The following is a 13,094-nucleotide window of genomic DNA, read 5'->3' as shown; positions in this document are numbered from 1 at the left end:
GGACGTCACCGGCGTGTCCAAGCCGGAAAGTAGGCGGTCATCACGTGATTCTTCGAGAGAGCTACCAACACTCGACTCGACGAAAGAGCACGCGATGGCCACTACCCACGATATCGACCTGCACCAGTTCCTGTTCGGCGGCCTCCTCGGCGCAGCCGTCGGGGGTGGTCGCAGGCTCCGCGAGGTCGCCCACCGAATCACGCCCGAATGCGCGTCGAACGATCGCCTCACCGAGGCCAGCCCTGACCTGCTGCGGAGCTTGTTGTCCACCTTCATTGAGGCGCTCATGGGCGCCGAGGCCGACACCCTGTGCGGTGCCGCTACGGCGAACGCTCTTCAGGACCGCACCAACAGCCGCAACGGGTACCGACACCGCGACTTCGACACCCGCGCCGGCACTCTCGATATTGCGATCCCCAAGCTGCGTCAGGGTTCGTATTTCCCAGCGTGGTTGCTCCAGCGCCGCAAGCGTGCCGAGCGTGCGCTGACCTCGGTGGTGGCACCTGCTACCTGCTCGGCGCCTCCGCCCGCCGGATGGAGAAACTCGTCGATTCCCTCGGAATCACCTCGCTGTCGAAGTCGCAGGTCAGCGTGATGGCCAAGGACCTTGACGCCCAGGTCGAGGCATTCCGCAGCCGTTCAAATAGGCGAGGTTGAGCGTAGGGGAGGGAGGAGTACCCGGATCTCGGTCGCGTCGAGGGCCTCTCGCGCTCGCAAAACAGCTACTCGGGGGTCATCCGCATACGCACGAGCATGTCCGAACCGTGAATTCGAAGCGCGCAGTGTCTCCAACCTGGCACCAGCAGCGCGGTACAGCTCCACCTCGCGCACACCCTCGCGGAGCCGAGCCGCCTCGAGGCCGCTTATCGACTCGAGCGTGCAGTCCATCTCGCTTGACGCGAACCAGATTGCCTCGTACCTGGGTGGTCGCGTCGCCGCGTGGGCGAGCTCGGCGCGGAGCCCGTCGAGGAGATTCCGTTCGCCGAGGACCTGGCGGACGGTGTACTCGGTCAGGTTCACCGCAAGAGCGTCCTGGACCAGCTGGGGGATGCAATCGCCGGCGAGCCGGGTGTGTGTCTCGATGATCCGAGGCCCGTTCTCGGTCAGGACCAACTCGGTGTGGGTCGGGCCGAAGCCGATCTCCAGAGCCGACAGCACCGAGCGGACGTAGGTGCTGATCGCTGTTAGCTGGTCGGCACTCACCTCGGCTGGCAGCACGTGGCCTACCTCGACGTGGGTGAATGGGTCGGAGTACTTCTGGGTGACGCAAACGATTTCGTGCGTGCCTTCGTCGGAAAATGCCTCTACGCTGACTTGCACCCCGATGTGCAGCCGTTCGACCAGCACGCCTCCGCTGGTCCACTCGCCGGTGACGTCGGCTGCATCGAAGGCGGTCGCCAGATCGGCCTCGGTTTCTATCTGGCGGATTCCTATGCTCCCTGCGCCGACGGCGGGCTTGGCGATGCACGGGAATCCGTGGATCCGTGCAAACTCGCGCAGCTCGGCGACGGACTGGACGATGGCGTGCGGTGTGTCGTCCATGCCGAGCGCGGACAGCCGCTCCCGCATGCTTGCCTTGTGGTGCACCCAGTGAATGGTTTGCTTGGTGTGCATTGGAAGGCCGAGTTCCTCTGCGATCACGGCTGCCCGATCCTGATCCCGTTCGGCGAACGAAGCGATCTTGGTGAAGGGGTCGAGGCGATGGACCGCTGACGCAATCGCCAGCCACTCCTGGTCGCTCGCCTCCGCCCGCAGCCCCAATATGCGCTGATGCAAATGTTGCTCACGCAGTTTCGGCACGATGGCTAGCTGGCAGACGACCGACGTCCGCACATCGGTGCCCAAGGACCGCAACAGCCCCGGCATGGTCATGCCTCCACCGACGACAAGCACGTGATCTGACATCGTTCGCCTCATTTCGAAGCCGCTGGGTGAATGTCTTTGCCCCGAGAGGCAGTTGATATCGTCGTGAAGCCGGCGGTGGCCGCGGCAAAGACGACGGCCAGAACAAGCCAGCCGGTTGTGGGCAGCGCGAGAACCACACCGGTCATGAGCACCGGCCCAACGATTCGCTGGAGGCCGGAGCCGCTGTTGAATGCGCTGAGGTACTCGCTGCGGCGGGCATCCGGAGCCAGTTCGAAAGACACCTGCCACGCCGCGATGCTATGGAGGTTCTCACCGAGGGTGAGTAACGCAACTGCCGCCGCGCAGAGGGCAATTGCCGCTGATCCGGTGAGTCGTTCGGCGGTGAGACAGCAGAAACATGCGGCGACGAGGGCGCTGGCGGCGACGAACAACGTCGAGTTCGTCGCGGTCGTCAACCGCCGAATGCGGCCGAACCCCAGTTGCATCGCCACCGTGAGCCCGGTGTTCAGCGCGAGCATCAGTGAGACCCACAGTGGCGAGGCCCCCAGTCCCAACACCATCCACAGTGGCAGCAGTACAAACAAGACGGAGTCGTGTAGCAGCAGCAGACCGTTGAGCCCGGCCAGGCTGAGAAACGCTGGGTTGCGCAATGCTGGTCTCGAGCTTCCGCAGTCCTTCTCCTGCTGTTGGGCCGGTGGGATTGCACTGCGTCGAAGCGAGTGCACGACCCACGCAAGTATGAGAAACGAGGTCCCGTTTATTGCGAGGAGGGCTGCTACCAGCGGCTGCGAGTGCGTCGTCAATGCGGCGCCCGCGACGAGAGTCCCGGCGCCGAGTGCCACGTTGCGCGCGGCCCTGATCGAGGACATCACTCGGATTCGGGCATCACCGGCGAACAACTGCGCTACCAGCGACTGTTGTAGTGGCGGCGTCGCCGCCTCCAGTGCCATCAACGGAAGCGTCAACAAGAGGAAGGTGACGTACTGGGTGGCCAGGGCATAGGCGACGAATCCGATTCCGCGCAACGCGAGGGCAGTGCAGTAAACCCTGATCAGCCCGAAGCGGTCCGCCAGTCGTCCCACGAGGATGGGACTGAGGACACCGAAGATTGCGCCGGCCGACATTGCGGCGACGACCGAGTTGGCGGTGAAACCGACGATCGTGACGAAGTAGAGGATCGTGGCGGCAGCGCTGATTCCGGTGCCGAATGAGTCCACGGCAGCGCCTGCGACCAGGCGCTGCATGCTTCTCGGCTGCGAACGTGCCGGCGTTATCGGCTCATTTGCGACGTCGGGAACGCTCATGAGTTTCCCGTCGTGCCATTGCGAAGTGCCGCACGATCGACCTTGGCTCGCCTGTCCAACGGGAGTCGCGTGACTACGAGGATCTTATCCGGCAACTGGGCGGGGGCGAGCGTGTCGAGCAGCGCCATCCGAATAGCGCGAAGTGAGAGAGTGTCCGAACCTGCGGATACACCGCAGTACAACACGATCCGGTCGCCCTGCTGCACCACCGCGGCTGCGGCGTCGACGGCCGGGACAGCGACCGCCGCTGCCTCGATGGCCGGCAACGAGACCTTGACGCCGCGGCGCTTGACGACGTGGTCCAGTCGGCCTTCCACAACGACGCTGCCATCGGGCGCGAGTGAGGCGAGATCTCCGGTGCGCAGTCGACGTCGGCCCGCCGCATCACGCTCGAATCGGGTCGACCCGGTCACGGGCGTGAGGTAACCCAGTGCGAGGTCCTCACTGACGATACAAAGCTCCTGGGCATCGTCGAGGTCATCGACCGGCACGAATTCGACCGCGGTACCCGGTATCGGTGTGCCGACGGGCACGATCGCGGTATGTACCTCGGCGCCCGCCGGGAGCACGTGGCGAAGTTTGATCACGGTGGACTCGGTGGGTCCATACAGGTTGATGACGACCGGGTGAGGGGCGTGTGCTCGCCAACGTCTCAACAGCGGCTGCGGAAAAGGTTCTCCGGACACTAGGATTCGCCGTAGACGCCCGGTCGCCGAGCGGACCGTAGTCGGGTCGGCGCGGTCCATCGCAGTAACCAACCGGGCCAGCATCGACGGAAGGAGGCACACCATTGTGGGCCGATGCTCGGCGAGCCACGTCAATAACGTCGTGCCGCCGGCGAGCGCAGCAGGGGGTGTCACGGTGATCGTCGCGCCGGCGACCAGAGCGCCGAGTGTTTCCTTGAACGAGAAATCGAACCACGGATCCGCAGTGTTGGACACCACGTCGCTCGGGTCGAGGGCCAGCTCTGCCTGCTGCCACTGTAGGTAGCGAGCCAGCCCGCTACGCGAGCCGACGACGACTTTCGGTTCACCCGACGTGCCCGAGGTGGTCAGCAGGTATCCGCAACCTTCCGGTGTGTCGGGGAGGGTGGTCGGATCGATCGTGGAATCTGGAGTGACCGGTACGAACGGGCGTTCCGCCAGAATGCATCCCACCATTTCGGTGAGCGACTCCACGCCCCGAGGTTTGCTGATCAGAACCGGGCCCGTGCCAGAGGTGAGTTTCGCGGCGAGTTCCCTCGATTTCGTGTGCAACTCACCATAGGTCAGCACGGCATCGCCCTGCACCACTGCTGGGTGCATCGGGTCCGTCCCGCACAATCCGGACTCGATCACCCGACGCAGTGTGACGTCGATCGAGCCGGGGGCGGCGTCAGTGGCCGGTGACCGCATCGCTCGACCCGGTGGGATGGTCGGTGACGAGGATCCGCACGCCGGCAGGATCAGAGTCGCAATCAAACCGCAGCACCGTACCTCCCCGTCGTATCAGCACGTCGCCTCCGTGCATCGGAAGGCGTGTGCAGGCACCGTTTCCTCGAGCCTGACGCAACAACGCAACCCGGGATCCGTCGACATCGCCGTAAGCGAGCGTGACCTCTTCGGGCAACAGGGCGTCCGCCGCGGAGGCGCCGAGTTCGGCCAGGGCATCTGCGATGACGCCGAGGTCGAACCCGGCGGCCAAATTCGTGCGGTACTCGCCGAGGCGTCGATTCAGATGGTCGAGATAGCCGGCAAACTCACGCGGAGTCGGGGCCAGATAAAGATCTCTGAGTTCAACCGGCAATCCCGTGGATAGCGAAAGTTCGGAAACGATCGAGGCAGCGAGCAACGAGTTCCCCTCGAGGTCGAAGAAGAAATCGTCATCGGGCCGGACAGGAGCCCCGTCGAGTAGCCGACTCCATAGAGCTGCGATTGAAACGGCTTCCATAAGTGATTCCCTTCCAGCGGAACGTCCAGGATGAATTGCTCCATGAGACAGTCGTTTCGGAGGGTGATCACCCTCGATGGACACGGAGAATCATCGGTGCCTGGCACACGTAATGTAAATCCACCCTTGGTGTGGAAGGTCGGACCCCTTGTCGTGCAGGCGGGCCGTTCCGCGTCGCTCACCGCGTGCACACCAGTCGCGTTCGGGATTGCGCACGGTACCCCTGTGCACGCGGCGATCGGCCGCGGTGGGGCATGAAGGTTTCGCGCCCGAACGGGAGGCCTGTGGATGGGTCACTTTGCACCCAAGGGTGTCTATCGGTGACTGGGCGAGCCACCCATGATTCATCCCAGGCCGCCGAGGAGTCGGTCTCGAGATGAGGACGAACGACCTGCCACAATCGAACTCGCCGACGGTGTCTCCGTCGAAACCGGGTCCGATCTGTTGGTCGGGCGATCTTGCTCGGAAATGTGTCCAGCAGGCGCGTCGAATGGATCGGGGCAAGCTACATGAAGAACCGAATGCGAACCTTCCGCGGCGTGCAGCTGGCCGACCTTCCGCAGCTTGACCAGTTCACGGAGCAGGAACGGCACGAAATGCGCGTCGTCGCAAACCTATTGCCGTTCAGAGTCAACAACTATGTTCTGGATGAGTTGATCGATTGGTCGTCGGCTCCCGACGACCCAATCTTTCGGATGACTTTTCCGGCCCGAGAAATGGTGCCTCCACGCATATACGATCTGGTGTCGGACGCGCTCTCGAACGGCGTCGACCGGAAGCAGCTGCAAGCAATCGCCCAGAAGTGCCGCCAAGACCTCAACCCGCATCCCTCCGGTCAGCGTGAGCACAATGTGCCACTGCTCGACGGCGAGCCGGTTGCTGGGCTCCAGCACAAGTACCGACAAACGCTTCTGGTATTTCCATCCCAGGGTCAGACGTGTCACTCGTACTGCTCGTACTGCTTTCGTTGGGCACAATTCGTCGGTGATGCGGACCTGAAGTTCGCCGCACCTGGTCCAGGTCGGATGATCGATTACCTCCGTGGCCACCGGGAGGTCACCGACGTGCTGCTCACCGGCGGCGATCCACTGATCATGTCGACTCCGGTCCTGGCCCGGTGGGTCACGCCGCTTCTAGCGCCCGATCTGGAGCACGTGACGAACATCCGCATCGGCACCAAGGCTGTGGTGCAGTGGCCGTACCGCGTCACGTCCGGGCCTGACGCCGACGAGCTGCTGCGGCTGATCGAGGCGTGCACTGCCGCGGGAAAGAGCGTCGCGATCATGCTGCACGTCTCGCACCCACGCGAGCTCGAGAACGAGGCGGCAGCGGCCGCAGTAGCGAGGTTGCGTTCCGCGGGGGCCGTAGTCCGAGCGCAGGCGCCGATCATTCGCCACGTGAACGACTCACCTCAGGCGTGGGCAACCATGTGGCGGCACATGGTGCGGCTCGGTATCCAGCCGTACTACACCTTCGTCGAGCGCGATACCGGTGCGAGCTCGTTCTTCGAGGTTCCGCTGGCCCGTGCGCTGACCATTTACCAGGAGGCGCAGCGTGCGGTATCCGGGCTGGCGCGCACTGCTCGCGGCCCCGTCATGTCGGCGACCCCCGGCAAAATCGCTATCGATGGGGAAACGGTCGTGAACGGCGAACGTTTGTTCGTGCTGCGCCTGCTGCAGGCCCGTGACGACGCTCTTGCCGGCACGCTGTTCTTCGCCAGGCACAGCGACAGCGCAGTCTGGATCGACCATTTGACCCCTGCTCTGTCCACGTCATGGCCGTGGGAATCATCTCGCGATCGCATCCAATTCGAACCCATTGAAGGAGTTAGCCGATGACCACAGACTCGGTCACCCAGGGCGTCGCTCACAGTGTCAACGGAAGACTGCCGGAACTGGACTTCGAGAACAGGCCCTCGGGCGCGAAACTCGGAATCTTCGATCTGCCGAAGCTCGAGGTTTCGGTGGCGCCGTTCACGCTGGCACACATCCGTGTGCCCGGGGGCGTCACCACCGCCGAGGATCACCATGAGGTGCGCGAGATCTGGCTCGTCCAGTCCGGATCGGGGATTCTGACCCTGGACGGAGTCCGGTCGAGGGTGCGGGCCGGCGACACGCTGTACTACGAGAGCTATCGACGCCACCAACTGCACAACGACGGCGACTCTCCGGTCGAGATCGTGTCGATCTGGTGGCGTCCGTGAACGCCAGGCCGAGCTTGAGCGTGATGTTCTTCTCCGGTTCGGTGCCGGCGGACCGCACTGACCGCTACCGCCTGGTTCACGACGCCGCGGCGGTCGCCGACCGTCTCGGCTACGAGGCGATCTGGTTGCCCGAACGTCATTTCGACGTGTTCGGTGGGCTGTTCCCGAATCCGTCCGTTCTGGCCGCCGCACTTGCGGGCACGACGAAGCGGTGTCACTTGCGCGCCGGGAGCGTCGTTGCGCCGTTACATGATCCGATAAGGATCGCCGAGGAATGGTCGGTGGTGGACAATCTGTCCGGTGGTGGCCGCATCGGGCTGTCGATCGGTTCAGGATGGAATACGAACGACTTCGTATTGGCGCCTGATCGGTACGAGACCCGGGTGGCCCATTCGCGGGACTCCATAGATGAGCTTCGCGCGCTGTGGGCAGGAAGGCGGGTCGCACGGCGCAACGGTTCGGGCCGAACGGTCGAGGTGGCTATCCAACCGGAACCGCTTTCCGGTGAGTTGCCCCTGTGGATGACCGCGTCCGGAAATCCCGACACCTTCACTGCGGCAGGGCGATTGGGAACCAACCTACTTACGCACCTCTTGGGCCAGGACCTGGGCGAGCTGGCGTGCAAGATCAAACTCTACCGTGACGCACGAGCGACCGCGGGCCACGACCCCGACTCTGGCCGGGTCACCCTGATGCTGCATACGCTGGCAACGGCCGACGACGCGCATGCGTGGACGGCAGCTCGCGCACCGTTGCGGTCGTATCTGCGATCGGCGCTGGAGCTGGAGCTGCGGGCGTCAGCTGGTGGTGGCCGGGTGAGCGGCGGCAGACGAATTGCGGTGCCCGCGTTGTCCGAGGCGGTTGTGGAGGAATTGCTCGACGAACGCACGCGCCGCTTCTTCGACGATGCCAGCTTGCTGGGCGCCGTGCCCAAGTGTCTGGCGATGCTCGAGGCGGTCGCCGCCGCCGGAGTGGACGAGGTTGCGTGCCTCATCGACTTCGGTCCTTCGAGGCAGCTCGTTCTGGACGGCCTGAATCGTCTCGCACCGCTTCTCCACCCCGAAGTCGAGGGAGCTGTCAATGTTGGAACACCTTGATCTGGTTGGTATTGGTGCAGGTCCGTCCAATCTCAGCGTCGCAGCGCTTTCCGCGCCGGTCGGTCGGCTGCGGTGCAAGTTCTTGGACCGGCAACCGACACAACGTTGGTACCCCGGGCTGATGCTGTCCGCCGCGGTGCTGCAGGTTTCGCACCTGAAAGACCTCGTGACCTTGGTCGATCCGACGAGCCGGTACACCTTCCTGAACTTCCTCGCGCGCACGGGGCGGCTCCACCGCTTCGCCAGTTTGCATACCCCGCTGATCGCTCGCCGAGAATACGAGAGCTACCTGCGCTGGGTCAGCGACCAGTTGGATGAGGTGCAGTTCGGGTGTGCGGTCGAGGAAGTGACATTCGACGGGCAGGCGTTCAGGGTGGAATCCACCCGAGGTACGTATGCGACACAACACCTGTCGATCGGGGTCGGCCCGCGACCGTACGTGCCGGAGCTCGCCACAGGCACGCTCGGTGAGGATGTGTTCCACTCATCTGACTTCGGCTACCACACCGATTCACTCGCCGGCCGCGACGTCGTGGTAGTCGGGGGTGGGCAGAGCGGCGCCGAGGTAGTGGAACACCTTCTGCAGCGTTCGGGCCGGGATGCAGTCGGCTCGCTCACCTGGGCGAGCAGGCGGATCGGGTTCCAGCCGCTCGACGAGTCGCCGTTCACCAACGAGTGGTTCCATCCGGACTATGTTCGGTATTTCCACGGTCTGTCGCAGAGCCGTCGTAGCCAGTTGCTCGACGCCCAGCAGCTCGCCAGCGACGGCATTTCGAAGGGGCTGCTGGAATCGATCTACCGCAGGCTGTACCACAACGATTTCGTCGATTCGGACCGCATCCGGACAACCCTGCTGCCTGGTCGTGAACTGACCGGGCTCTGTCGCGGGCCGGGCGGCAAGGGCTGGCGGACAACCCTGACCCACATCGATACCGGAGAAATCGATTCGGTCGGTGCCGACATCGTGGTCCTCGCCACCGGATACCATTTCCCCCTTCCCGAGTTCCTCCATACCCTCGGGGGTCGCATCGCGCGTACCAATTGCGGCCTGCCCCAGCTTGCAGCCGACTACTCGGTTTCATGGGCGGGCCCAGCCGGAAACAAGATGTTCTTCCTCAACGCCGGAAAGCTCAGTCACGGCATCGCGGATCCCAATCTCAGTCTCGCCTCGTGGCGTGCGGCCACCGTCTTGAACACGATCACCGAGACCCCGTTATATCCCGACCTGCGTAGCTCGACGTGTTCGTGGGACGTCGCGGATCGTGCTGCCACCCATCCGCCGGTGGATTCCGGCGTCGACCTGCTCACGGAAAGTAGCCGACAATGACCCAGCACCTCATCGTGCCGAGCAATCCCACGCCGAACGGGGACCTGCACATCGGGCACATCGCTGGACCGTACATCGGTGCGGACGCACTACGGCGTGCGGCCATCGCCCGGGGTGAAGACGCCGCTGTCCTGCTCGGCACCGCCTGGCAGCAAACGCATGTGCTGTTGGCCGCCCGCCGGCAGGGTCGTGACGTCCTTGCCGTCGCGAGCGAGTTCGCCGCCCAGATCGAGGAGTCCTTCGCCGCAGCAGATATCGGGTACGACGTGATGCTTCGACACGAGGACATGCCGTCGATCGAACAGATGACCCGGCGCGCATGGTCGACGCTACGTGAGCTCGGCATGATCGCGGTGCGGGATTCCGTCGCACACTACTGCTCGCCATGCCGAGCGTGGCGCTTCCAGGGACTCGTTGCCGGTCGCTGCCCGCGTTGCGGGTCGTCTGACGCGTACGGCATCGACTGTGAACAGTGCGGTCTGTACCACGACGACGCCGAACTGCTCGACGCCGTGTGCACCGTGTGCCACGAGCCGACAGAACTTCGGTCCCTGCGCCGTGCGTTCCTCGAGCTGGAACCACAGCGTGCCTGGTTCGAGCAATACCTGGGCAGCATCACACTCGGCGACCCGGTCCGCGAATACGCCGAGTCCGTGATGTCGGAGGCGCTGCCGTCCGTTGCCGTCACGGTCCTCGGCGGACCGGGGATCCCGGCCTTGGACGAGGAGTTGCCAGGTCAGACCATCTACCCGGCATTCGAGTTGGCACCCCGCTATGTCGTCATGACCGCGCGACACAGCGCTGGCAGTGTCTACGAACCCGCACGCACCAGGACCAGCATGGTGTTCGGTGTCGACAACGCGTTCGAGCGAGTATTCCTTTTCCCCGCAGTACTGCGCGGGCTGACCGAAACACACGCTCCCTTTCCGGACGTCATGCACTTGACCTACTTCTACATGCTCGACGGGGCCAAATTCTCCACGTCCCGCCGCCACACCGTCGGCGTCGCAGAACTTGTCGGAGTGGCGGGCGCGGATGCGGCCCGCCTGTACCTCGCTGCGAACCGGCCCGAGCGTTCGCCGACCAACTTCACCCGATCGGCATTCGAGGGGTCGGCAGAGGTCTCCGCGGTACGTCGGCTGCGAGAGTGGGCGGATACCGGCGAGATTCCACGCGCGGAGGAGGACTCTTCCAGAGATCCCTGCATCGAGCTCGAGCACGCCACCTCCGAACTTGCTGATGCGCTGCAGCCCGAGCGCTTGTCCTGCCAGAACGCGGCGCGGGCGGTGCTCACCCTGACCGGGTTGGCCGGAGCATCCCACGGTGACAGGTTCCGGGACGCGGTCCTGAACGTCCTCGTCAATGGGGCAGTGCTTGTCCCGGACACCGCGGCCCGCTTGGCCAGCGCCTTCGCGGTGCCGCGAACACGTTTCGATGGTGCCGCACAGCGCACGAGTGGAGGCCGAGGATGAGCGATCCCGTCAGGTGCGCGCTGATCGGCTGTGGTCCGATGGGCGCCGCCACCGCCCGCGAGTTGGTGCTTTCCTGGCCCCACCATGGGGCGCCGCTGCAGCTGACTCTGGTCGACCGCGACGCGAGACGGCTCCATGCGCTCGCAGCGGCCCTACCGGCATCGGCCGGCGTTGCGGTCGAAGCGCACCACGGCGACGCGGCACACCATCGCACCCGGCAACTACTCGCCGAGCAAACGGTGTTGGCCACCGCCCTGTCGTGGGTCGACGCCGCACCGGCGCTCGATCTTACGCTGGAGCACGGACTTCGTCTGGTGGGTATCGGTCGCCCACCAGCAGATCCACGAACAGAACTGGCTAGTCGCGCATCGGTATCCGGTGCTTCGATCGTTGTCGGCGCCGGTCTCGAGCCCGGTTTGACCGAAATCCTGGCGCGGCGATTGGCACGTGACCTCGATGTGGGCGGAACCGTGCACTCATACTGTGGCGGGGTCCCACGGTCACCGCGACCGCCGATGCATCACGTGTCCTGGTACGGCACGCGCATGACGATCGACGCGCGACCGACCTACCGGCTTCGCGGCGGTGTGCTCCGCCAGGTCGAACGATTCAGTGGAGTCGAAATGGTCGACGTCCCCGGCCTCGGCTCGCTGGAAGCTTTCCACGACGGTCTGGCGCCCTACGTCGGCGCCGATGCCGTGCTCGGCTCGCTGGCCGACTACACGGCCAAAACGCTGCGGTGGCGGGGATATGCCGATCGTGTCCGGCTACTCGCAGAGATTGGCCTGCTGGGGGAGCTGCCGGTCCAGACCGTCGACGGCCCGGTCCGTCCCCGTGCGCTGCTCGACGCCGTACTCGCTCCGCACATTTCCGCTCAGCACGGGGACACCGACGTCACCGTGCTGGCCGTCCAGTCGAGCGGTACTTCGGGTGGAACGCCCTCGAACAGGTCGACCGTGACTATCGCCGAGACCGACCCCGTCACCGGCGTCACCGGTATGGGACGACTGACCGGGGCGGTGCACGCCGCTGCCATTCGGGCAGCATGCGGCCTGGGAGCCGGTGTTCACTACGCCCACGAAGTTCTGGCCGACGGGAAGGCGGATGCACTTCTCGAGCGTTTCCTCGCGACGGGGATATCGGTGACAGAACACTCAGACGCGTGGCTGACGCGATCGCAGCCGGGACACGGCGTCACGGAGGACCGCGATGAGTGAATCCGTCGGATCGCTTGCCGCGAAGTGGCCGCCCGGCAGGATGAGATGGGTATGAGAGGCCGAGGTGGCCGCCGACCACCGACGAACTGCGGCGGCATCGACCACTACATCGTCGATGTAGCTCAGCGCTGTGACCGGTGCGGACACCCGGACACCATCCCACGAGTAGCGTGCGCTGAGCTCGAAATCGGCGCGCAGCAACGGAATCAGCATGTCCTGAACCGAACGGTCGAGTGCGTGCGCGCCCCACGACTGGACCGTGGCCAGCAATTCTGCATCGGTCTGGTGGGTGAGTTCTCCTGCAATTCCAGCGCACTGCGGAGCCTGCCGGGCGGACACCACCAACTCGACGTCGACCGCGTCGTCGGCGAGCAGTCGGGCGGCCTCGAACGCCACCGTCGCCCCGATGCTGTGACCGAAAAGGACGACCTGGGGTTGCTCGAGGGCGAGAATCCTGCCTGCCACGTCCGCCGCGGCCGCGGTGAGCGACGTCGCAAGCGGTTCGTTCATGCGCTCCTCATGACCCGGCCGCGACAACGGCACCACGCGCGCCCCGTCCACAGCGCGCGGCCACCGGCGAAAGAACGACCGGCCGGCACCGGATGGCGGCACGCACACCACCACTGCCATGCACACTCCGAACAACGACAAGGGGACTAGCAATATGGTACGTCGAACG

Annotated in this window: 11 protein-coding genes and 1 pseudogene; 7 read left to right on the top strand and 5 right to left on the bottom strand. The window is 64.8% G+C overall.

The annotated features are described in order from the left end of the window. Positions 1–94: 94 nt before the first annotated feature. Positions 95–639, top strand: a pseudogene (locus PSR88_RS38130) (transposase); the annotation flags it as partial. On the opposite strand, the gene PSR88_RS38125 reads toward PSR88_RS38130, so the two are convergent. Genes PSR88_RS38125 through PSR88_RS38110 form a run of 4 tightly spaced genes read right to left on the bottom strand, consistent with a single transcriptional unit; the run spans position 640 to position 5,099 of the window. Continuing rightward, the gene (locus tag PSR88_RS38125) at positions 640–1,905 is read right to left on the bottom strand and encodes an ATP-grasp domain-containing protein (protein WP_016880535.1); all 1,266 of its coding nucleotides are present in this window, start codon (positions 1,903–1,905) and stop codon (positions 640–642) included. A gap of 8 nt (positions 1,906–1,913) precedes the next feature. Then, entirely contained in the window at positions 1,914–3,110 is a 1,197-nt protein-coding gene (locus PSR88_RS38120) for an MFS transporter (RefSeq protein WP_016880534.1), read from the bottom strand. A gap of 56 nt (positions 3,111–3,166) precedes the next feature. Then, entirely contained in the window at positions 3,167–4,507 is a 1,341-nt protein-coding gene (locus PSR88_RS38115) for an AMP-binding protein (protein WP_237723836.1), read from the bottom strand. A 37-nt stretch (positions 4,508–4,544) separates the two neighbouring features. Continuing rightward, positions 4,545–5,099, bottom strand: coding sequence for an acyl carrier protein (locus PSR88_RS38110; protein ID WP_016880532.1), 555 nt, complete (start codon positions 5,097–5,099; stop codon positions 4,545–4,547). A gap of 539 nt (positions 5,100–5,638) precedes the next feature. Here PSR88_RS38110 and PSR88_RS38105 point away from each other — a divergent pair. From PSR88_RS38105 to PSR88_RS38080, 6 genes are read left to right on the top strand one after another with little or no spacing between them, the layout of a single operon-like run. After that, positions 5,639–6,937, top strand: coding sequence for a KamA family radical SAM protein (locus tag PSR88_RS38105; protein WP_237723834.1), 1,299 nt, complete (start codon positions 5,639–5,641; stop codon positions 6,935–6,937). Beyond that, the gene (locus PSR88_RS38100) at positions 6,934–7,302 is read left to right on the top strand and encodes a cupin domain-containing protein (RefSeq protein ID WP_007299751.1); all 369 of its coding nucleotides are present in this window, start codon (positions 6,934–6,936) and stop codon (positions 7,300–7,302) included. The genes PSR88_RS38105 and PSR88_RS38100 overlap by 4 nt, the downstream gene beginning before the upstream one ends. Continuing rightward, on the top strand, positions 7,299–8,399 hold the full coding sequence (locus tag PSR88_RS38095; protein ID WP_029537965.1) for a MupA/Atu3671 family FMN-dependent luciferase-like monooxygenase: 1,101 nt from the start codon (positions 7,299–7,301) through the stop codon (positions 8,397–8,399). Before PSR88_RS38100 ends, PSR88_RS38095 begins: the two co-directional genes overlap by 4 nt. Then, a complete protein-coding gene (locus tag PSR88_RS38090; protein WP_029537962.1) occupies positions 8,383–9,726 on the top strand; it encodes a lysine N(6)-hydroxylase/L-ornithine N(5)-oxygenase family protein in 1,344 nt (447 codons plus the stop codon). Before PSR88_RS38095 ends, PSR88_RS38090 begins: the two co-directional genes overlap by 17 nt. After that, entirely contained in the window at positions 9,723–11,198 is a 1,476-nt protein-coding gene (locus PSR88_RS38085; RefSeq protein ID WP_016880527.1) for a class I tRNA ligase family protein, read from the top strand. Before PSR88_RS38090 ends, PSR88_RS38085 begins: the two co-directional genes overlap by 4 nt. Then, positions 11,195–12,415 carry a saccharopine dehydrogenase family protein gene (locus tag PSR88_RS38080; RefSeq protein WP_007299755.1) on the top strand — a complete coding sequence of 407 codons (1,221 nt, stop codon included), beginning with the start codon at positions 11,195–11,197 and terminating at the stop codon, positions 12,413–12,415. Before PSR88_RS38085 ends, PSR88_RS38080 begins: the two co-directional genes overlap by 4 nt. Here the strand turns inward: PSR88_RS38080 and PSR88_RS38075 are convergent. Then, positions 12,353–13,045, bottom strand: coding sequence for a thioesterase II family protein (locus tag PSR88_RS38075; RefSeq protein WP_081437563.1), 693 nt, complete (start codon positions 13,043–13,045; stop codon positions 12,353–12,355). The genes PSR88_RS38080 and PSR88_RS38075 overlap by 63 nt on opposite strands. Positions 13,046–13,094 lie beyond the last annotated feature (49 nt).

The organism is Rhodococcus sp. DK176 (assembly GCF_038447315.2).
GTDB lineage: Bacteria > Actinomycetota > Actinomycetes > Mycobacteriales > Mycobacteriaceae > Rhodococcus_F > Rhodococcus_F jostii_A.
The sequence above is the reverse complement of the archived record's forward strand: the minus strand, read 5'-3'. Positions and strand labels throughout refer to the sequence as shown.